Source organism: Intestinibacillus massiliensis, from assembly GCF_900155735.1.
GTDB lineage: Bacteria > Bacillota > Clostridia > Oscillospirales > Butyricicoccaceae > Intestinibacillus > Intestinibacillus massiliensis.
This window is the reverse complement of record NZ_LT707059.1, coordinates 165,338-184,909: the sequence shown is the minus strand read 5'-3', so window position 1 is coordinate 184,909 and position 19,572 is coordinate 165,338. Positions and strand designations below refer to the sequence as shown.

The 19,572-nt window shown below is 59.1% G+C and carries 23 protein-coding genes and 3 pseudogenes; 16 read left to right on the top strand and 10 right to left on the bottom strand.

The features are described 5' to 3' along the window. Positions 1-15: 15 nt before the first annotated feature. A pseudogene (locus tag CZ203_RS15280) lies at positions 16-387 on the top strand (FeoB small GTPase domain-containing protein); the annotation flags it as partial. A gap of 3 nt (positions 388-390) precedes the next feature. Continuing rightward, a complete protein-coding gene (locus CZ203_RS08795) occupies positions 391-1,089 on the top strand; it encodes a hypothetical protein (RefSeq protein WP_268875371.1) in 699 nt (232 codons plus the stop codon). Between the two features lie 73 nt (positions 1,090-1,162). Here CZ203_RS08795 and CZ203_RS08790 read toward each other — a convergent pair whose 3' ends face one another. Continuing rightward, a complete protein-coding gene (locus CZ203_RS08790; RefSeq protein ID WP_087065736.1) occupies positions 1,163-1,903 on the bottom strand; it encodes an ATP-binding cassette domain-containing protein in 741 nt (246 codons plus the stop codon). An 11-nt stretch (positions 1,904-1,914) separates the two neighbouring features. Beyond that, the gene (locus tag CZ203_RS08785) at positions 1,915-3,453 is read right to left on the bottom strand and encodes an ABC transporter permease/substrate-binding protein (protein ID WP_087065735.1); all 1,539 of its coding nucleotides are present in this window, start codon (positions 3,451-3,453) and stop codon (positions 1,915-1,917) included. A gap of 292 nt (positions 3,454-3,745) precedes the next feature. On the opposite strand from CZ203_RS08785, the gene CZ203_RS08780 reads away from it, so the two are divergent. Further along, positions 3,746-4,123 carry a winged helix-turn-helix transcriptional regulator gene (locus tag CZ203_RS08780; RefSeq protein WP_235847489.1) on the top strand — a complete coding sequence of 126 codons (378 nt, stop codon included), beginning with the start codon at positions 3,746-3,748 and terminating at the stop codon, positions 4,121-4,123. Positions 4,124-4,451: 328 nt separating this feature from the next. Here CZ203_RS08780 and CZ203_RS08775 read toward each other — a convergent pair whose 3' ends face one another. The 3 genes from CZ203_RS08775 to CZ203_RS14740 all read right to left on the bottom strand — a co-directional run bounded on the left by CZ203_RS08775 (position 4,452) and on the right by CZ203_RS14740 (position 5,682). Then, positions 4,452-4,862: a hypothetical protein gene (locus CZ203_RS08775; protein WP_087065734.1), complete on the bottom strand. Its 411-nt coding sequence runs from the start codon at positions 4,860-4,862 to the stop codon at positions 4,452-4,454. Positions 4,863-4,867: 5 nt separating this feature from the next. Next, complete coding sequence (locus CZ203_RS08770) at positions 4,868-5,338, bottom strand: helix-turn-helix domain-containing protein (RefSeq protein WP_087065733.1); 471 nt, start codon at positions 5,336-5,338, stop codon at positions 4,868-4,870. A gap of 176 nt (positions 5,339-5,514) precedes the next feature. Beyond that, entirely contained in the window at positions 5,515-5,682 is a 168-nt protein-coding gene (locus CZ203_RS14740; protein ID WP_159456442.1) for a BOW99_gp33 family protein, read from the bottom strand. Between the two features lie 367 nt (positions 5,683-6,049). Between CZ203_RS14740 and CZ203_RS08765 the strand changes: the two genes are divergently transcribed. After that, positions 6,050-7,510 (top strand): recombinase family protein, encoded by a 1,461-nt coding sequence (locus tag CZ203_RS08765; protein WP_159456441.1) that lies wholly within the window; start codon positions 6,050-6,052, stop codon positions 7,508-7,510. A 26-nt stretch (positions 7,511-7,536) separates the two neighbouring features. Next, positions 7,537-7,710: pseudogene (locus tag CZ203_RS15375) on the top strand (nucleoside recognition domain-containing protein); the annotation flags it as partial. Between the two features lie 122 nt (positions 7,711-7,832). Here the strand turns inward: CZ203_RS15375 and CZ203_RS08755 are convergent. Beyond that, entirely contained in the window at positions 7,833-9,458 is a 1,626-nt protein-coding gene (locus tag CZ203_RS08755) for a recombinase family protein (RefSeq protein ID WP_087065730.1), read from the bottom strand. A 17-nt stretch (positions 9,459-9,475) separates the two neighbouring features. Beyond that, a complete protein-coding gene (locus CZ203_RS14735; protein ID WP_159456440.1) occupies positions 9,476-9,640 on the bottom strand; it encodes a hypothetical protein in 165 nt (54 codons plus the stop codon). 160 nt (positions 9,641-9,800) lie between these two features. Between CZ203_RS14735 and CZ203_RS08750 the strand changes: the two genes are divergently transcribed. From CZ203_RS08750 to CZ203_RS08720, 7 genes are all read left to right on the top strand, one after another. Beyond that, a complete protein-coding gene (locus CZ203_RS08750) occupies positions 9,801-10,133 on the top strand; it encodes a cytochrome C biogenesis protein (protein WP_087065729.1) in 333 nt (110 codons plus the stop codon). Positions 10,134-10,152: 19 nt separating this feature from the next. Further along, positions 10,153-10,608: a YaiI/YqxD family protein gene (locus CZ203_RS08745; protein ID WP_087065728.1), complete on the top strand. Its 456-nt coding sequence runs from the start codon at positions 10,153-10,155 to the stop codon at positions 10,606-10,608. Positions 10,609-10,620: 12 nt separating this feature from the next. After that, positions 10,621-11,130: a DUF6933 domain-containing protein gene (locus CZ203_RS08740; protein ID WP_087065727.1), complete on the top strand. Its 510-nt coding sequence runs from the start codon at positions 10,621-10,623 to the stop codon at positions 11,128-11,130. Between the two features lie 62 nt (positions 11,131-11,192). Next, entirely contained in the window at positions 11,193-11,603 is a 411-nt protein-coding gene (locus CZ203_RS08735; protein ID WP_087065726.1) for a peptide deformylase, read from the top strand. Continuing rightward, positions 11,604-12,269 carry an alpha/beta hydrolase gene (locus CZ203_RS08730; RefSeq protein WP_087065725.1) on the top strand — a complete coding sequence of 222 codons (666 nt, stop codon included), beginning with the start codon at positions 11,604-11,606 and terminating at the stop codon, positions 12,267-12,269. A gap of 338 nt (positions 12,270-12,607) precedes the next feature. Then, positions 12,608-13,162: a hypothetical protein gene (locus CZ203_RS08725; protein ID WP_087065724.1), complete on the top strand. Its 555-nt coding sequence runs from the start codon at positions 12,608-12,610 to the stop codon at positions 13,160-13,162. Positions 13,163-13,483: 321 nt separating this feature from the next. Beyond that, complete coding sequence (locus CZ203_RS08720) at positions 13,484-13,696, top strand: cold-shock protein (protein ID WP_087065723.1); 213 nt, start codon at positions 13,484-13,486, stop codon at positions 13,694-13,696. Between the two features lie 28 nt (positions 13,697-13,724). Here the strand turns inward: CZ203_RS08720 and CZ203_RS14730 are convergent, their stop codons facing one another. Further along, positions 13,725-13,895, bottom strand: a complete 171-nt coding sequence (locus CZ203_RS14730; RefSeq protein WP_159456439.1) for a hypothetical protein — start codon at positions 13,893-13,895, stop codon at positions 13,725-13,727. Positions 13,896-14,017: 122 nt separating this feature from the next. On the opposite strand from CZ203_RS14730, the gene CZ203_RS08715 reads away from it, so the two are divergent. The 4 genes and pseudogenes from CZ203_RS08715 to CZ203_RS08700 all read left to right on the top strand — a co-directional run bounded on the left by CZ203_RS08715 (position 14,018) and on the right by CZ203_RS08700 (position 17,538). Beyond that, entirely contained in the window at positions 14,018-15,439 is a 1,422-nt protein-coding gene (locus CZ203_RS08715; protein WP_087065722.1) for a recombinase family protein, read from the top strand. A 15-nt stretch (positions 15,440-15,454) separates the two neighbouring features. Further along, a pseudogene (locus tag CZ203_RS08710) lies at positions 15,455-16,309 on the top strand (nucleoside recognition domain-containing protein); the annotation flags it as partial. Positions 16,310-16,432: 123 nt separating this feature from the next. Then, entirely contained in the window at positions 16,433-16,975 is a 543-nt protein-coding gene (locus CZ203_RS08705; protein WP_087065720.1) for a chromate transporter, read from the top strand. After that, positions 16,972-17,538 carry a chromate transporter gene (locus CZ203_RS08700; protein WP_087065719.1) on the top strand — a complete coding sequence of 189 codons (567 nt, stop codon included), beginning with the start codon at positions 16,972-16,974 and terminating at the stop codon, positions 17,536-17,538. The genes CZ203_RS08705 and CZ203_RS08700 overlap by 4 nt, the downstream gene beginning before the upstream one ends. A gap of 36 nt (positions 17,539-17,574) precedes the next feature. Here CZ203_RS08700 and CZ203_RS14725 read toward each other — a convergent pair whose 3' ends face one another. Together CZ203_RS14725 and CZ203_RS08690 are read right to left on the bottom strand one after the other, a co-directional pair. Beyond that, on the bottom strand, positions 17,575-19,209 hold the full coding sequence (locus tag CZ203_RS14725; RefSeq protein WP_159456438.1) for a WG repeat-containing protein: 1,635 nt from the start codon (positions 19,207-19,209) through the stop codon (positions 17,575-17,577). A 47-nt stretch (positions 19,210-19,256) separates the two neighbouring features. After that, positions 19,257-19,572 (bottom strand): SbcC/MukB-like Walker B domain-containing protein (locus tag CZ203_RS08690; protein ID WP_268875366.1); only part of this gene is annotated, 316 nt, incomplete at its 5' end.

The window sequence follows — 19,572 nt, the reverse complement described above, 5'->3', positions numbered from 1 at the left end:
GCAAACCAGCCGACCGGCAACTGGCCGGGCAAAACGGTGGCCAGCGCGCAGGGCGCTTCCGATTGGGGCGGACGGCATTTCATTTTTGTCGACCTGCCCGGTACTTATTCCCTGATGGCGCATTCCGCCGAGGAGGAGGTCGCGCGCGATTTTATCTGCTTCGGCGATCCCGACTGTACGGTTGTCGTGGTGGACGCGACCTGCCTGGAGCGCAATTTGAACCTGGTCCTGCAAACCACGGAAATCACCGCCCGCACGGTCGTATGCGTCAACCTCATGGACGAAGCCGACAAAAAGGGCATCCGCCTGGATTTGCATGCGCTGTCCGGCCTGCTCGGCGTGCCGGTGATCCCGTGCGCGGCGCGGGAAGGGCGCGGTCTTGACGCGCTGATGGAAGCGGTCGTGTCGGTCGCCGACGGCAAGCACATCTGTACGCCGCCGCCCATCCGCTATATCCGCGAAATCGAGCAGGCGGCCGCGGGGATAGAGGCCCTCCTGCCGGACGGCTGCGCGCTGAACCGACGCTGGCTTGCCCTGCGACTGCTGGAGAATGACCCTAGCTTTTTGCAGTCCCTCCACGCCAACGCGCCGATCGCGTTCCCGCAAGACGGCCTGGCCGCCGCCCGCGAAAAGCTGGGCGCCGCTGGGATCGGCAACGACGCGCTGCGCGACAGGCTGGTCTCCGGCCTAGTGCTGCACGCGGAGGAAATCGCATGCGACGTGGTGCAGGAACAGCCGGACGCGGCGCGCGCACGCGACCGCAAGATCGACCGCATCCTGACGTCCCGGTGCACCGGCATCCCGATTATGCTGCTCCTGCTCGCCGGGGTTTTCTTCCTCACGATCACGGGCGCAAATTACCCCTCCGACATGCTCAGCAAATTGCTGTTTTCGCTCGACGCGCCGTTTACCACGGCGTTGCAGGCCATACATGCGCCCGTTTGGCTGCAAAGCCTGTTGGTCGAAGGGATTTGGCGTGTGCTTGCGTGGGCGATCAGTACGGTTTGTATTGCCCGGTATAGCTTCCCTGCTGCAAACTGCCGCCGAATATGGTTGGCTCCCTTCCCATTAATAAAAATGGGCAAATGAAAGGCCGCCCCATAAAAGGGGCGGCCTTTCAAAATGGGCTCATTGTGGTAAAAACGCCAACCGGCGCTTCATTTTACCGGATTTGCCGTTCCCGTTCCACCAGCCGTTTTACAAACGGCGTGGCCGGGGCTTGCAGCAGCTCCGACGGCGGCGCGTATTGCTGGATTTTGCCCTCGTCCATCACCAGCACCATCGTGCCCAGGTTCAAAGCCTCCGCGATGTCATGGGTGACGAACAGCACCGTAATCTGCGTCTGCTCGTAGATGCGACGCAATTCTATCTGGAGTTGCCCCCTGGTGATCTCGTCCACCGCGCCAAAGGGTTCGTCCATCAGCAGGATTTCGGGCGACGCGGCCAACGCCCTGGCAATGCCCACGCGCTGCTGCTGTCCGCCGGAAAGCTCGTCCGGATAGCGGGGCTTTAGTTCCGCGTCCAGCCCCACGATCCCCATCCACTTTTCCACGGCGGCTTTGGTGCGCGCCTTGTCCCGCTTGTTCAGGAGGTTGGGGACATAGGCGATATTCTGCTCCACCGTCATATGCGGGAACAGGACGCTCCCTTGGATGGCGTAGCCTATGTTCCGCCGCAACCCGATCAGGTCATGGCTTTTGACGCTCTCGCCGTTTACCAGCACATCCCCGGCGTCAGGGGAAATCAGGCCGTTCACCATTTTAAGCGCCGTGGTCTTGCCGCAGCCGGAGGAGCCGATAATCGTGACAAACGCCCCCTTCTCCACTGCCCAGTGGAAGCCGTCCAGCACCACCTTCGATCCATATGCCTTTGTAACGCGCTGGAATTCAATTGCCGTTTTCATGCTCCTCCGCCTCATTTCAGCCGGTTGATGCGCCGCAGGAACCCTTCCGCAACAGCCCTGGGCTCCTGCCCCTCGCCCTCGACGGCATAGTTCATGCAGGCCATATCCTCATCTGTGATGCTGCCCGTCAGCGATTGCAAAATGCTTTCAAGCGCCGGGTACTGCTCCAGCACCCCGTTGCGTACCACGTTGCCGCAAAGGTAAGACGGGTAAAATCCCTTGTCGTCCTCCAGCACCTTTACATCGGCGACGCTCAATTGCCCGTCCGTTGTAAAAATCACCATTGCGTCGATCTTGCCCTGGTCGATCGCCTGGTACTTAAGCCCGATATCCAAGTCCACTGTCTTTTTAAATCCCAGGCCGTAGGCGGCGCATAGCGCGTCATAGCCGTCCTCCCGCTCAAAAAAGTCATACTCCGCCCCAAAGGTCAGTTGCCCGGCAACGGCGGCGAGGTCGGAACAGGTCTCCAGCCCATATTGTTCCGCGATTTCCCGCCGCACCACCAGCCCAAAGGTGTTGTTGAAGCCATACATCCCGACCCAGCGCATATCCAGCGTGTCGTTATACGCCTGCTGCATTTTGTCAAACAGGTCCTCCGTATAGAGGCCGTCCTCCTTTAAGACCATGTTCCAGCCCGTACCCGTGTATTCGGGATATAAGTCAAATTCCCCGCTCTCCATTGCGGGCTGGATATTGGACGTGCCGCCGCCCACGCCCTGGGTCAGTTCCACATTTAAATCGGTGTCCTGTTCGATCAGGATGTCCAGCATTTCGCCCAGGATATACTGTTCCGTCATGGGTTTGGTCGCAATATGGATGGTATCCTTGTGCCGGCCGGGCAGGATTGCCGTTACAACAATCCCCGCGCAAACGAGTACCGCCAAAACCGCGAGCGCGCGCTTTGCCCGTTTCGCCCCCGCGCTCCGCCGCCGCATCCGTTTTTCCACGAACCCCAGCAGGGCGTCCACCAGCAGCGCCAGCAGCGCGATCAGCAGGCTGCCCACCATCGTCATGGCGGCGTTATTGGTGGTGATGCCGCGGTAAATCGCCACACCCAGGCCGCCGGCCCCGATAAACGAGGCAATACCCGCCAGCGCGATGGTCATGGTCGCCATGCTGCGGATTCCGGACATGATGACAGGCATCGCTAGGGGCAGTTTGACCTTCCATAAAATTTGCAGCCTTGTGCTGCCCATGCCCTCCGCCGCTTCCAAAATGGCAGGGTCGACATTGGCGATACCCGTATGGGTGTTCCGCACCATGGGCAAGAGGGCATACACCGTCAGCGCAATCACCGCCGTTGCGTTGCCGATCCCGGAAAAAGGGATCAGGAAGCCCAGCATGGAGATCGACGGGATGGTGTAAAGAAAATTGATGACGCTCAGGGTGGGTTTGGCGGAACGCTGGAATTCGCTGATCAGGATGCCCACCGCGCCGCCCAACAGGATGGCGATGGCGATAGCAATCAGCGAGATCTTCAGATGTTCCCCCAACAGGCCTAAGAAAAAGCCCGTCCGCCCCGTGAAAAGCGTCCACATTGTTTGAAGCATTTACTACGCCCCTTACGTTTCAAATAGTATGTCCCATTTCCCCGGCCTGCAAGGCGCGCCTTGCCCTATCCCAAGGCATTCGCCTTTTTCTAGTATTTCCATATTTCCGCGGGCTCGCGGCCAGGACCAGGATTTTTTACGCACGCGGTGCCTTTCCGCGAATATGCAACGTGGATTGACACGGTTTGATAGTTTTATTATACTATATTTAGAAAAACTATCAAGTACGCAGATATCCTATACATAGTATGGCAAAACGTACTATCAGACAGAGAAGCAAGGAGGCGCTACCGTGTTCACGCTGCGCGACCGCATCACCTATGAGGAATTTTTGCAACACATCCATGAAGGCATCGTCACCGAAGCAGGGGGCTGCCCTGTTACGCCAGTGCTGACGTTATTCCAGGGCAAATGGAAAAACCAGATCATATATACCCTTTGCCGCTGCGGGACGATGCGCTTTGGCGCGTTGAAACGTGCGCTTGACGGCATCACCAACACGATGCTGTCTTCCTCCCTGCGGGAGCTGGAGGCTGACGGCCTAGTCACCCGGATGCAGTTTAACGAAATCCCGCCACGCGTGGAATATGCCCTGACGGAAAAAGGCGGCGACCTGATGCCCATTTTTTACGCGATGATGAACTGGGGGTTAAAATATGGGAACAAATAATGCGCCCCAAACCAGGATGCATTCATAGGCGATCCCATGTTTGACAAAGGGGTTCCATCCCGCAGCGGATGGAACCCCTTTTATCTTTCCCAAAAAAATTATTTTATGGGCACGTTTTTAAAACAAGATTACCTCACCGCAACTGCCGCAATACGCAAGAAAAACCCCCTCCCACAAATAGCTTCTGTGAGAGGGGCATCGCGAAAGGGAGAAACGGACATTGAAGATAGAGACGCAATCCTTCGATTGCACCTTCATTATAACGGCGGGCTGCCCGGCTTGCAATCAAGGGAATGTAAAATCCTATCCCATCGCCCCGCTTACCCGCTTATTCATTTTGCAGCGTTATATAGATGCCGAGTACATTTTCTGAAGCGCTTATGTTAACACTCACATGCCCTTTTTGCAGCATTTCCCCAATTGCGGCCTTGTTTTGGCTTCCTGCGATCTTTTGAAACCCATCCCCCTCCAGATCGGCGATATACGCTTTGCCTTGTTCGAGTGTGATGTTATCAAAAAAGGCCGCGTAGTACCCTGCCGTTTCATCGGATAATGCATAATCCGGCGAGCCGCTGCCTGGCGGGAGGATTGATCTTGTGTATTTGTTATCTGGCCATGCGCTTATTTCCTCCCTTACCGCAGTATTCTGGCGCATCCCACCGACGTCCGGCCTCCCCAACGTGCATCCGCCCGCCGCCAGCAAAGACAGCGCCACGGGTATGAACCACCATTTCTTCATTCCTATCATCCCTTTTTGTAATGCCTTAATCTGACCCATGCAACTACAGTTACAACAACCAGTATCGCATTTACCCCATACAGCAAATACAAATAAACCGGCATGCCTACGACCACAATCCCGGTTTCCGCATCCGCATATCCAATCACGTTAGCGGGTACGGGATCCATTTGCTCGCCTATCCCTATGATAAGGGAAATAACCGTCAAAACGATACAGCTTACCAGCAGTGCCATAGGACGGTGCTTCCCTTTTTCCGGAACCTGCCCCGGCTTGGCCTCCCCGTTCTCTGTCAACGCATCCATCGGGACGCCAAGTACTTTGCATAGCGCAAGCAGGTTTGCCGTGCTCGGCATGGCTTGATTGCACTCCCACTTTGTAACCGCTTGCCTTGAGACGTCCAGCTGCTGCGCAAGCGCTTCTTGTGATAGATGTTTTTCTAAGCGGAACTGCCTGATACGGTCCCCGATCCCCATTGCTGCCACTCCTTTGATTTTTTTATTATCATACCCGCAAATGCCGGTTTGGTCTACCAATTATCCGGCAACTATTGGTTGCAAGGCACATTTCCTCCCAATGGCTTTCCTTCCATAATCCCTTGCAGCACTTTTCAGGTGCTTGTCCCGCCTTGATCCAAGGGGGCTTCCGCCCCTTATTGCGTTCCCGTGCCGTTTTTCCCGCTTCCCGGCGCGTGCCCCGCCAGCATTTGATAGACGCCTTCGGTATGTTCGTTTACCGGCACCACAATGCCCTTCACGCTCTCCAGTATCCTGCCATCAGCCATTTTGTGAATAATATGTATATCGCCGTACCACGACATAAGATCACCTCTGTTTAGTGTATGTACCGGCCTGGTTGTCCTATAAGCAGGGCGCTGCGCGGCTGTTCACACGTACATTTTTTGTATCCCCATCCCGCTCCAGGCCATATCGGCCGTTGCCCGGGACTCGCGAAAACCTTGCAGGCGGAAATGGTTTGCAGGCTATGCCGCTTTTTCGCCGGGCGGCTATACTTTGCGCACCCCGGCAAAAAAGCGGGAAAACGGATCCGGCAAAATGGCAAAGTAGATTGCTATAAAATTAATTCCTGCGTACTGATATATAAATAGGCAAAAACCCTGCCCCCAGCCAGAGCCGGAAGGCAGGGGGATGCCTGTTTACCGAACAGCCGGCAGAAAGGGGCGCTTTATGAGGGCTGCTGCATATATCCGCGTAAGCACACAGGAACAGGCCAAGGAGGGCTATTCTATCGGCGCGCAAACCAAACGCCTTAAAGCGTATTGCGCCGCCCGGGACTGGACGCTGGCCGGCGTCTATACCGATCCCGGCTTCAGCGGCGCAAAGCTGGACCGTCCGGCTTTGCAGAGGATGCTTTCCGATATCCAAAAGGGGGAAATCGATATTGTCGTCGTCTTCAAGCTCGACCGCCTGAGCCGGAGCCAAAAAGATACGCTGTACCTGATTGAGGACGTCTTTTTGAAAAACTCCGTGGCCTTTGTCTCTATTAACGAGAATTTCGATACCTCGACCGCCTTCGGCCGCGCAATGGTCGGCATCCTGTCCGTCTTTGCGCAGCTCGAACGCGAGCAAATCCGCGAGCGGACGATGATGGGGCTGCAAGAGCGGGCAAAGGACGGCTACTGGCGCGGCGGGGGCAACGCCCCGATCGGCTACGTCTACGACCGGCAGCAGGGCATCCTTGTGATCGACGATTACGAGGCCATGCAAATACGAAAAATATTCGACCTTTATGTAAACGGGCACCTATCCGTCACAAAAATCGCCAAGGTTATGTCCTCCACTTACAAAAACCATTATGGGAGCTGGAAGAGCCGCGCGAACATTATGGCCGTTTTATCAAACCAAACCTATCTCGGCAAAATCCCATATAACGGCGAATATTTCGATGGCCGCCACGAGCCGATTATCGACCAGAAAACGTTTGCGGAAGCACAGCGCCTGTTACAGCTGCGCAGCGCCGAGCGCAAACCGGACGGCCCGCACCATTCCCCCTTCCGTGCGACCCAATTGCTGACCGGGCTGCTGTGGTGCGGCGGCTGTGGCGCACGGTTCTATGCAGCCGGTTCCTACCGCGGCTCCAAGAAACTGCCCTGTAGCGAGCGGCAGCTGATCCATCATTACATGTGCTATTCCCGCGCCAAAACACGGCCGGACATGGTCAAGGATCCGGATTGCAAAAACGAGAAGTGGCGGGTCGAAACGCTCGACCAATGTATCGCCGACGAAATCCTCGGGCTGGAGTACGACGGCGGCCATCTGCGTGCCATCCGGGAAGACGCGCAAGCCGGGAAGACCGTCGACGGACCTGCCGTTACGCAAAAGCGGATCGGGCTCATAGAGCAGCAAATCGGGAAGCTGCTCGACCTGTACCAATTGCAGGACATCCCGTCCGGCGAGGTATCCGGCCGCATCCGGGCGCTCACCTTGGAAAAAGAACGGCTTTTACAGTCCTTGCCCGAAGAGGATGCGCCCGGGGGCTTGGATGAAGAAAAAACCGCCGTCCCCCCCGGCGGCGCGGACGCCATTTTGAAGGGCGATACGCTTGAGAACCGGCGGTACTTCGTACATACGTTAATCAAACGGGTCGTCTTAACCGGGAATACCGTTGAAATTGAGTGGAATTTCTAACCGCCCAGGTACAACTATTTGCACTGATTGCGTGGGTCGTCAGCGTTATGCTCCCGCCTATGGCAATCTTCTTCCCGATCTTCACCCTTTTGGAGGATTTGGGGTACCTGCCCCGCGTGGCGTTCAACCTTGACCATTATTTTAAAAAGGCCAAAGCCTGCGGCAAACAGGCGCTAACCATGTGCTTCGCTGCAAAGTGTATGCGACGTGCGCCTTGGGAGCGCCCCTCCCCAAACCGGCGCCCCCTGCCAAGGCCGCCGCATCTCCCTTGCAGGATATTTTGACAGCAAAAGGCGGCGTAACCGGGAGGTTACGCCGCCTTTTATGTTATGATTTCCGTTTCATACGGCGCGGGCTGGAAACGGAAACGGATGCAGACCCGCTGCCGCTTTTCTTTCCCATGCGCCGCCTGCCGGTATTCCCCCTGCCCCACCTCAATGCGTTCGACCAGTTCGAACAGCACGGCGGGGGTCAGCGCCGGGAGCGCCGCATACCGCGCAATGACCTGGCGCAGCCGGGCGTCGCGGGCCTGCTGCGCCTCCCAGCCGGTTTGCGGGCTTTCGGCATCCACAGCGGCAAGCTGCCGCTGTATCTCCGCCGTGCGCTGCTCATACCGCGCAAGCAGAGGATAAAAGTTTGTTTCACCCAGCCGCCCCTGCATCCGGTCGTCATATAACTGGCCGACCATGCTACCCAGCCGGCGCAGCTCCTTTTGCAGGGCTTCCCGCTGCCGCCCCGCCCCCTGCGCCCGCGGTTCTAGCCGCAGCTTTTCGCACAGGCGGCCGAACAGCAGGCCGCATTCCGCTTGCGTTGGCGAAGCGCATGCGCGCAGCGCGTCCAAGACGCACTGGTACAGCGCCTCATATGCAATAAAATGGTTGGTGCACGCCTGGTTCCCAGCCGCTTTATACGCGCCGCAGGCAAGGTTTGCCACAGACCCCTTCTTGCGCGTGCCGACCGCCGACATCGCTTTGCCGCAATCCGCGCAAAAAGCCAACCCAGAAAAAAGGTTGCAAAATGTCCCTTCGCCGGGGCAACGCCTGCTTTTTGCCTGCCGCTGCACCGCCTCAAACAGCGGCCTTGGCACCAATGGCTCGTGGCAGCCCTGCACGACCACCCACTCGTCCGGGCTTTTATGCCGCGACTTGTGTACTTTAAAGCTGACTTTATCCGTCTTGCCCTGCGCAATATCGCCTAGGTATACTACATTTTTCAGGATGCGCGCGACGCCGGCCGACGTCCACGCTTTCCGGCTGGAATATTTGTCCGGGTCAAGGGTGGGGTTCCGCTCGCAGCGGTACAACGCGGGCGGCAAAACGCCCCGGCCGTTCAGCACCCGCGCGATTTCCGCCGGGCGCTTGCCCGCCGCCGCCCACGCAAACAGCTGCCGCACCACCCCCGCAGCCGGCTCATCCGGGAGCAAATGATGCTTGTCATCCGGATCCTTCCGATACCCATAGGGCGCGAAATTGCCGACAAATTGCCCGTCGCGCATTTTTGCCCGTAAGACGCTACGGATTTTCCGGCTGATATCGCGCGCATACAGCTCATTGACAACGTTGCGGAAGGGCGCCATATCCGCATCGGCGCGCGCCGTGTCGATGCCGTCGTTCACCGCGATACACCGCACGCCCTTTTCCGGGAAAACCAGTTCCAGGTAGCGCCCGGTCTGGATATAATCGCGCCCCAGCCGGGAAAGATCCTTGACGAGCACCAGGTTGATATCCCCCCGATCGATATCGCCCAGCATGCGCCGGAACCCCGGACGGTCGTAATTTGTGCCGGGCCAGCCATCGTCCACGTATTCGGAAACGACCGCAAAGCCCTGCTGCGCCGCATAATCCCGCAGCAGCGTCCGCTGGTTGGCAATGCTCTCGCTTTCGCCGGTATTTTCATCGTCGCGGCTCAGGCGCAGGTACAGCGCGCCGCGCCAGGCCTGCACATCCATCGCTGTGCCCCCCTTCCCTATTTTCCGGAGACGGACGGCAGCTGGTCGGCCGCCGTCCCCGGCGACTGCCCGCCGCTTCCGGATTGCCTGAACTCCCGCTCGATCAGCCCTTCCAGCAGGCGCAGCAGCGCATCCCGGCCTGATCCGCCAGACTGCGCGGCATCCTCCGGCAAGTTATCCATCTGAACGCCCCCTTTAAAACGCTTTATTGCAATTGTATGCCCCGCACGCGCGTCCGCATGCCGTATGCATTTGATAAGCTGCAAGATCGCCGACGCTGTGGTATAATATTTTTATAGCGGCCATCGCGCGCCGCAAAAAACGTTCCCCGGAGGGTTTGGAATGCCTGATTTTAAATACTGTAAGCTGGAAATCTTTATTCCCGAAACCCATTTGGCGGCGCTGCAAACCGCGCTGCAGCAAGTGGACGCCGGGCATATTGGGAAATACGACTGCTGCCTGTCCTACAGCCGCGTGACCGGCTGCTGGCGGCCGCTGCACGGCTCCCTGCCCTATCTTGGAAGCATCGGCGAAATCAGTGCGGAACCCGAACTTAAGGTAGAGGTCACCTGCCTGGCCGAAAAGGCCGGCCTGACGGTAGCGGCCGTCAAGCAGGTACATCCCTATGAAGAGCCGGTTATCAACGTCATACCGCTCTGCCGGACAAGCTTTTGACCGGCAGGAAGGAGGATTTATGCGTATCCTAATCGATGCGGACGGCTGCCCAGTGGTGGATATTACCGTTGCCATCGCCCGTGAGCGCCAGGCCGAATGCTTCATCCTGTGCGATACCTCGCATGTTTTTGAGAAGCCGGGCGCCGTCACGATAACCGTTTCCAAGGGCGCGGACAGCGTGGATTTTGCCCTGGTCAATCTCTTGCAGCCCGGGGACATTGTCATTACGCAGGACTACGGCCTCGCGGCCATGTGCCTTGCGCGGCAGGCGCAGGCGCTCAGCCAGGATGGGATGGCCTACCCGGCTGACAATATCGACGGCCTGCTCCTCGCGCGCCATACCGCAAAGAAAATCCGCAATGCGGGTGGCCGGCTAAAGGGGCAGGCGCGGCGGGGCCCCAGCCAGGACGAGAGCTTTGCGCGGGCGCTGCGGCGGCTGCTTGCCGGGGACGCCGCACCTGGCACGGACGTGTAAGGGGGCGCTTCGATGGAACTTGGACTGACAATCCCCCTGCAGAAGCATTTACGCTGCAAAACGCCCCCACCCCTTCCAGGGTGGAACCGCAGGTTTTGCTGGGATCTGCACATCATTCCCCTGCGCGGCCAGCCCAGCCTGTTGGCGGTGCACTGCGAAAGCCGCTATGCCTTTACATTGTTCGGCCTGCACCCGTCCGGCTGGCTGCACCTTCGTGAGACGTTCCTGGACGGCCTGCAGCGTAGCTTTGCCGCCGCCGGGGTTCCCTCTGTGGCCACGCGCCGCTATCTCCGTTGCGCCGGCCCTGTGCAGTTTACAAAAACCCATGGCCGGCGGGAGGTCGCTTTTTTAAACCGCGCCTGGACGGACGTACTCGCACTTGACTATGCGCTCGACACGGCCATGCAGGGACAACCCCTCCTGGATGGCGCTATAAACCGGCTCCCCTGCCGCTACGCGGGGTTTGCGGGAACCGGAGACGCGGCGGGACGGCTGCTGCAAAGCCTGGCCGCCCTGGAATAACCCATCCCGGCACAGCCGCAAGATGGCTTACAATTGCTTGCATCCTTCTGGAGGGACGACTTATGGTACGTAAAATAATGAAAGATACCGCCTTCCTTTCGCAGAAAGCGGAAATTGCCACGGCGGAAGACCTGCCGGCCGCAGTAGACCTGCTCGACACCCTGCGCGCCAACGCGGCGGGCTGTGTGGGCATGGCGGCCAATATGATCGGCGTAAACAAGCGGATCATCGCTTTTGATAACGAAGGCGCCTATATGGTGATGTTTAACCCCGAGATTGTCAAGTCATCCGGGCTTTACGAAGCGGAGGAGGGCTGCCTTTCCCTGCCGGGCGTTCGCAAAACCAAGCGACGCCAAATGGTCAAGGTACGGTATCAAAATGAAAATTTCCAGACCCGCCTAAAAACCTTTACCGGCTGGACGGCGCAGATCATCCAGCACGAGATCGACCACTGCAATGGGGTGTTGATTTAAATGCAGCAGATATTGGCCTTTGGCGCCTATACCGTCCGCCTTTTTCCCGGGGAGGGCAGCCGGGACGTGCTGTACTGCCCCCTATTTGCAGAAGAAGCGGTGGCTGTATGGCAGCGCCTGCCTGCGTCCCGCCCGGTGCTCGCCGCGGTTTCCGGTATGGATTGGAACCGGGATCTATCCCCCTGGCCGGCCGCAAAGTCCTTCCGCGACGGCGAAGATTTTAGCGGGGGCGGCGCGCGTTTTTTAGGCGAGCTCAGCTCCCATATCATCCCGGGCGTGGAAGCCGCGCTTGGGTTTGCCCCAGCCTCGCGCGCGGTTTGCGGCTACTCGCTCGCCGGGCTGTTTGCGCTGTGGGCGGCGTGGCAAACGGATTTATTCGACCGCACGGCCTCCATATCCGGCTCCCTGTGGTTCGACGGGTTTGTGGACTTCCTCCGGCAGACACCGCCGCGTCGCAGGTTACGCAAAGTATACCTTTCCCTTGGCGACCGTGAGAAAAATGCAAAGGATCCCCGCATGGCGGCCGTGGAGGACTGCACCCGGCGCGCCGCGGCGCTGCTGCGGGACAGCGGCACCGCCGTGGAGCTGGAAATGAATCCCGGCGGCCATTTCAGGGATGCCTCAGCGCGGATGGCCAAGGGCATCGCGGCGCTCTACCGCGTTTAAGCAAAGCGGCTGTGGGAACCGCGCCGCATCCGCCCTGCAGCCACGCATGTGCATGGGATTTACAATTCTGCATACCGGCCGGCGGCCCTTACCTGATCCCCCTCCTGTATCCCGCCGCTGCAATTGTAAACTTTTTTCCGTCCGCCCGGCAGGGATGGCCGGGCGAGTGCACGCAAAACCGGCCGTCCGCTATCGGCCGCAGATGGTTTTATTGCCGCATAGGCATTTAAAGCCGTATAAAAGTTGCATATATTTGCCGACGCGCCGTATGCTATGCATATTGACAGCAAAGTATAAGTGGTATACTATTTATCCACTACAAAAGGAGCGTTTTTTATATGTTAAATACTTTTATCAGGATTTTGGAGGGCCGCTTCAGTAATGTGGAGCAATTCCAGGAATTGCAGGGGCGCGGGGTTACGGATTTCCCCTTTGCCGAGCACGTGAATACGGTATGTAATGATAAAATCCTCAATCTGCCGCAGGGCTTCGCCGGTATATTCATGGTGGAGGAAAGCTACTACACCATCCATGGCAAAACCCATGCCTCCCCGCACCTTTTCTTATTCACCGAGGTCGGCCAAAACGTCAAGCTGACCTCCTATGAAATCCCGGACGGGTATGGCCAAGATTCCTTTACGTACGAACAACTTAAGCCCGTGGATTACGCATCCCTCCGCGTTTCCGAAAAATTTACGCCTGCCATTTATGTGCTGAAAAACAACGTTTGGGAAGGCGGCAGCGTGAGCATGTTTACGCCTGTCCTGAAATTCACGCTGTCCGAGCGGTTTTCCGAAGAAGCCCTTGAAGTGTCCGAATACATGGAACTCAACGGGAAACGGACATTCGGATACGACGTGCCGATCCTGTATAAACGCAACCCAAAGGCCTGAGCCCCGGGTGGCCGCCCGGCCTCGGCGCGCGGATGCGGTTCCCCTCCACCGGCATATGGCAGCTGAAACACTGGCCGTGCGGCCGCCCGCACGGCCTGAACAAGCGCGCCGCCATGCACGTCTGATGCCCGTTTTAAAATATTTTTATATTTTTGAAATAAAAGCTTGCTATTTTCAGTATTCTCGGGTATACTGAATACGTGTTCTAAATGTACTTGTTGATTACCATTAGTCGTAAGTCAATTCTCATTTTGACTTATTGCTGATGGTTTTTTTATTTGCACGATTTTGAATAACATCTAATTAAGGAGGTACTGTTTTATGAATAGCGGTACTGTTAAATGGTTTAATGCGGAAAAGGGCTTCGGCTTTATCAAGAACGACGACGGCAGCGACGACCTGTTTGTCCACTTCTCTGCCATCCAGGGCGACGGGTATAAGTCCCTCGACGAAGGCCAGCGTGTAACCTTCGATTCCGAGGTCGACCCCAAGAACAGCAGCAAAATGCGTGCTGTCAACGTTTGCCTCGCCTAAGCCATATTGCACAAAAGAAAGCCGTCCCTTAACCGGGGCGGCTTTCTTTATGCCCTTCCGCCGTTTCCTGGCCGGCCTGCATCATATCGCGCACGACCCGTGCGACGCCGGGCGGCAACGCGCGCCCGCTGAAATAGCGCGTCAAATCGTCGCACCGCACGCCCCCTTCCATGATATGCGTCACTGTAACGCCCTCCATTCGATCACCTCATCCCACAGTATGCGGCAGGCTGGTTGTCCTATGGGCCTGCTTTGCCTGCGGTCATCTGCCCGCCGCCCCCCTCATACAGTGGATTATGGCGAAACGGAGGGGGCTTTATCATGGCGTATCAGAAGGGCTTTTTACACCAGGCGGGCGCGCAGCCGCAGGTCGTGGGCTATGTCCGGGTGTCGACCGATCACCAGCTTGAAAATTACAGCATCGACGAACAGGCGCAGCGTATTTCCGCCTACTGCCAGGCCAAGGGCTGGGCGCTCCTCCAAATCTACACGGACGGTGGCTTTTCCGGCGGCAACACCGAACGCCCGGCGCTCCAGCGGATGCTGTCGGCGGTCAAGGCGTCCCCCATAAACGCCGTGGTCGTTTACAAGCTCGACCGGCTGAGCCGCAGCCAAAAAGATACCCTGATGCTGATCGAGGACGAGCTGCTGTCTTATGACACGGACTTTATTTCCATCTGCGAAAACTTCGACACCTCCACCCCCTTCGGCCGCGCCATGATCGGTATCCTTTCCGTCTTTGCGCAGCTTGAAAAAGACCAGATTACGGAGCGCTTCACCATGGGGCGCATCGGCCGGAGCAAAGCCGGGTATTACCACGGGGGCGGCTTTATCCCCTTTGGCTATACCTATGCGGACGGGCTGCTGGCCGTAGATGAATACCGCGCGGCAATTGTGCGCGCGATATTCAAGGGTTTCCTGGACGGCAAGAGCATCAACAGCATCTGGCATGAAATGCAGGCGGCGCATGGCGGCAAATGGAGCGCGGCCAAAGTCCGGAAGATCCTGACAAATACCAACTATATCGGCAAGGTCAAGTTCCGCGGCGTTACATACGACGGCGTCCACCAGCCCATCGTCTCACAGGAAGATTTCACGCTGGCAAACCAGCTCCTGGCGTCCTCCGCCCGGAATACCGGGGCGGGAACCGCGCCCAAGGCACCGTTCCGGGCGGAAACCCTGCTTTCCGGCCTGGTTTATTGCGGGCGGTGCGGCGCGCGGTACGCAGGCGCGCACGGCTTTTATAAATGCTATTCCCGCTCCAAGACTTCAAAACGCCAGGTTTTAGACCCCGCCTGCAAGAATGACAACTGGCGGTATGAAGACCTCGACCACGTCGTTCTGGATGCGGTTGCCGCGCTTCTGAACCAGCCCCCGCTCCTTGCATCCATCTGGGACGCGCAGCCGGACGAAGTGGCGCCCGACCGTAACGCAATCCAAAAACGGCTCCGCGAAATCGACGCGCAACTGGAAAAACTCGTAGAACTATACCAGGTAAGCGCGATCCCGCTCGACCGGCTCACCCGCCGTGCCACGGCGCTGGATACGGAGGCGGACGCCCTGCGGCAGCAGCTTGCCGAAGGCAGCCCCATCCCCCCGGGCAAAGCGACTGCAACTGCAGGCGACCGCTTCCTGGCAGGGTTCCGGGGCGCGCCTGCCGAGGCCAAACGGCTCCTCATCCGTATGCTGATCCAAAAAATCGTACTGGACGGGAACTCGGTCCGGATCGAATGGCGGGTATAAGGCAGAATTGTGAAACCCATGTGCATGGGCTTTGGATGCAACGCCGCGGGTATCGTGGGCTGCAGGATCATCGATTCCCCTCGCGAACGTTTAATTGCCATCCTGACGAATAACTTTGTCCCTTGTAACGGCCGCTTCCCCACTCTGATCGCCATCCTGACGATGTTTTTCGTCGGCGGCGCGGCAGGTTTTTTCCCATCGCTGCTGTCGGCCGCGCTACTTACCATGGTGATTGTGTTCGGCGTGCTGATGACCCTGCTCGTATCCCGCGTGCTTTCCGGCACCATCCTGAAGGGCGTACCAACCTCCTTCACGCTGGAACTCCCGCCTTACCGCACGCCGCAGATCGGCAAGGTCATCGTGCGCTCGATCTTTGACCGCACGCTCTTTGTACTGGGGCGCGCGGTCGCCGTGGCCGCCCCCGCCGGGCTTGTGATCTGGCTGCTGGCCAATATTACCGTGGGCGACGCCTCGCTCCTGACGCACTGCGCGGGCTTCCTCGACCCCTTCGCGCGCCTGCTCGGGCTGGACGGCGTGATCCTGCTCGCGTTTATCCTCGGCTTCCCCGCGAATGAAATCGTGATGCCGCTGATCCTAATGTGCTACTTATCCTCGGGCACGCTGACCGATATCCCATCCCTCGCGGAGTTCCACGCGCTGCTTGTCGCCCACGGCTGGACGGCGGTTACCGCCATCTGCACCATGCTGTTTTCGCTCATGCACTGGCCATGTTCCACCACCTGCCTGACGATCCACAAGGAAGCGGGTGCATTCAAATGGACGTTCGCCTCCTTTGCCATCCCCACCCTTTGCGGCATGGTCATCTGCTTCCTGTTCGCAACCGGCGCACGCCTTTTAGAGTTTGCCTGAGTTTCCAGCCCCCGGCCATAGCCGGGGGCTTTTCCCGCATGCATACTTAATTCTTATCGTGACGTATACGCCGCCCCCCTGCTGTGCTATACTAATGTGAGACACCGAAAGGAGTGAACCACCTTGCCCACCCTACTGGAGCTTGCCCTCACCTTCGCACGGATCGGCATTTGCACCTTCGGCGGCGGCTATGCCATGCTGCCCATCCTGCAGCGCGAGATCGTCGATGCGCGGCACTGGGCGACAGAAGACGAACTGATGGATTACTACGCGATCGGCCAGTGCACCCCCGGCGTGATCGCCGTCAACACTGCGACCTTTATCGGCTACAAAAAGCGCGGCGTCGCGGGCGCGGCCGCCGCGACCCTGGGCATCGTCGCGCCCTCCATTATCATCATTACGATCATTGCGGCGTTCATTCAGCAATTTGCGCACCTGCCCGCCGTGCAGCATGCCTTCGCCGGCGTACGGATCGCGGTCTGCGCGCTGGTGCTGCATTCCGTCTATAAAATGGCGCGCAAGGGCGTCACCGACTGGCTGACCGGCAGCATCCTCATCGCGACCTTTATTGCCGTGGCATTCTTCGGCGTATCCCCCGTGCTCGTGGTAGTCCTAGCGGGCGCCGCCGGTATCCTCGCCGGGTTGGTAAGGGGGCGCAAGGCATGATCTTCCTGACGCTTTTCTATGAATTTTTCAAGGCCGGCCTGTTTTCCGTGGGCGGCGGCCTCGCGACCCTGCCCTTCCTCAAGGCCATCGCGGAGCGCTATCCCTGGTTCACCCCCGCCGACCTGATGGATATGGTCGCGGTCTCCGAATCCACCCCCGGGCCGATCGGTGTCAATACCGCCACCTATGCGGGCTTCCATGCCGCCGGGCTGCCCGGCGCGCTGATGGCGACGTTTGCACTCGTGCTGCCGTCCGTAATCATCATTATCCTCATTTCCCGCGCCCTCCAAAAATTCCGGGATTCGCGGCTCGTGCAAAATGCGTTTTACGGCCTGCGCCCCGCTTCCGCCGGGCTGATCTTCGGCGCGATGTCGACGGTCTTTGTCGCCTCCCTGTTCCACATGGAGGCATATAGCGGCCTGGCGCGGCTGGGCGACGTGCTCAACATCCCGGCCATCGTGTTCTTCCTCATCTTTATGGTCGCCATCCGGGTGTTTCCCAAGCTGCACCCGATCGTATTTATTGCGGCAGGCGCCGTTTTCGGCATCGCCTTCCAGTTCTGACTTGTAAAAAGCCTCCCCAAACGGGGAGGCTTTCCTTTATGGGTATTGCGCCAGCATCCTGCCCACGCAGCCGCCGAGCGGCCGCGGCAGGCTGTAATGCATGGCCAGCGGCAGCACGGTGCGCATGGCCGCACGCGCCTGCGCGGAAACGTCCGCTTCCACTACGACCGTGCCGTATTTGCCGTCCTGGTTGCGTGCGACAAACGCCGGGGCGACGGTGCGGTCGCCGCCGACCGCCCGGGGAAAATAATAATCGCCGAATTCCCCGAGGTCGGTAAATACGCCTTTCGGGATCAGGGGCGTGCCGTCCAGGCCGGTAATCCAGGCCGTCTTTTGCTCGTAATCGCGGTACAGCACCCAGCCATCCGCCGCATGGATATCATCGACCTGTCTCACATCCGCCGACGCGGGGAAGGGGGTGCCGTCGCTGTATACCATGCGGTATTCCGCGGTCTGGTAATCCTGCAGCTCTACGACATGCTCCCAGACGGATCCCAAAGCCGCCGTGTCGAAGGGCGCTAGGACTGTGCCGTCCTTCCCCACGATCATGCCGCCGTCCGACTCGCCATAGCGCCCGATCAGCACCACGTCGTAGCCTTCTACGCAAAAGGACAGGAATCCGCCTTTGACCGGGCCGACAAGGACGTTGCCGCCCGTGTCAATCCCCTGCAGGGCGCCGCCCTTCTGCACATAGATGACGCCGCCGTACCGCCCAGAGCAGGCGTCGCACCCGTCCGCGGGGATTTGCCGCCCATAGCTGTCAAACAGGGTGACAGGGTTGCCGTCCGCGTCGCGCACCCAGCCTTCCCCTTTCCCCGCGATGATATCGCCGGGCAGCATATCCAGCCGCGTATAGGCCACCGGCACCACCTGGGAACCGTCCGCGATGCGTACCGCGCCCCAGGACTGCCACTCTCCGTCGCGTCGCACCGCAATCGCGCCCTGCCCGTTCGCATCCCCAATCGCATCATACTGCATCGGGACGCACACGTTGCCCTGCGCGTCCACAACGCCAAATTTGCCCGTGTCCACGCTGCGCACGCGCAGGTAACCGTCCACAAGCGCCCCGTCCACCGTGTAGCCGAGCGCTGCCGTGACATCGTTTCCATCCGCGTCCCACATCTGCCGGACATCCTGCAGGGTGCCGTCCGGCGCGGGACCGGTGTAATAAGCGGTGGACAGCAGCTTGCCGTCCTGGTAGGCGCTGATCAAGTCGTATGCCCCCGGCAGCAGCTTTTCCCCAGCCTTTAAATCAAATACCTCGGCTTTGCCCAGGAAAAAGCCGGGCGGATGCCAGCTCCCGATCCAGCCGAAGGCCATATCGCCGTACACATCCACACGGTCGTACGCGCCGGCCAGCGCGCGGCCGCCATCCGGGCGGAATACCGTCCATTTCCCGTCCTGCGGGAGCTGCGCGCAGATATAGCCGCCGACCAGCACCTCCTGCGCGGTCGGCTCCGACAGGACGTAGTGTTCCCCATCCCTCGTGTACACATGCGGCGTGTCCAGCCCATTGTCCTCCCGGGTGATGCATTCGACCAAGCCGCCTGCCGCATAGGTCGGCCTGCTGTCGAATACAAAGGGAAGTTCCTCCCGGTAAGCCGCCTGCGCACCAGGCAGGCTGCCTGCCGCAAGCAGGACCGCAAGCGCGATTGCTGCAACCTTTTTCATTTTGTCCGCCTCCTTTTCCATCAAGACGTTTGCCCCCGCGCGGTTTACTACAGGCGTACCTCCAGCGAGCTGCCCTGCCTGCCTTTTTTTACAACAATTCCCGCGCCGATGCTCTCCCGGAGCATCCCCACATGGGAGATGATGCCGACCATGCCCCGCGTCCTGCGGATCGCCGCCAGCACGCCGAGCGCGTCGCCCAGGGACGCGCTGTCGAGCGTGCCAAACCCCTCGTCGATAAAGATCGCACCGAGCCGCGTGCCGCCGGACTGTGCCTGCGTCACCGCGGACAGCCCGATCGACAGCGCCAGCGCCACCAGGAATTTCTCCCCGCCGGACAGGCTCGCGACCGGCCGCCTGCCGCCG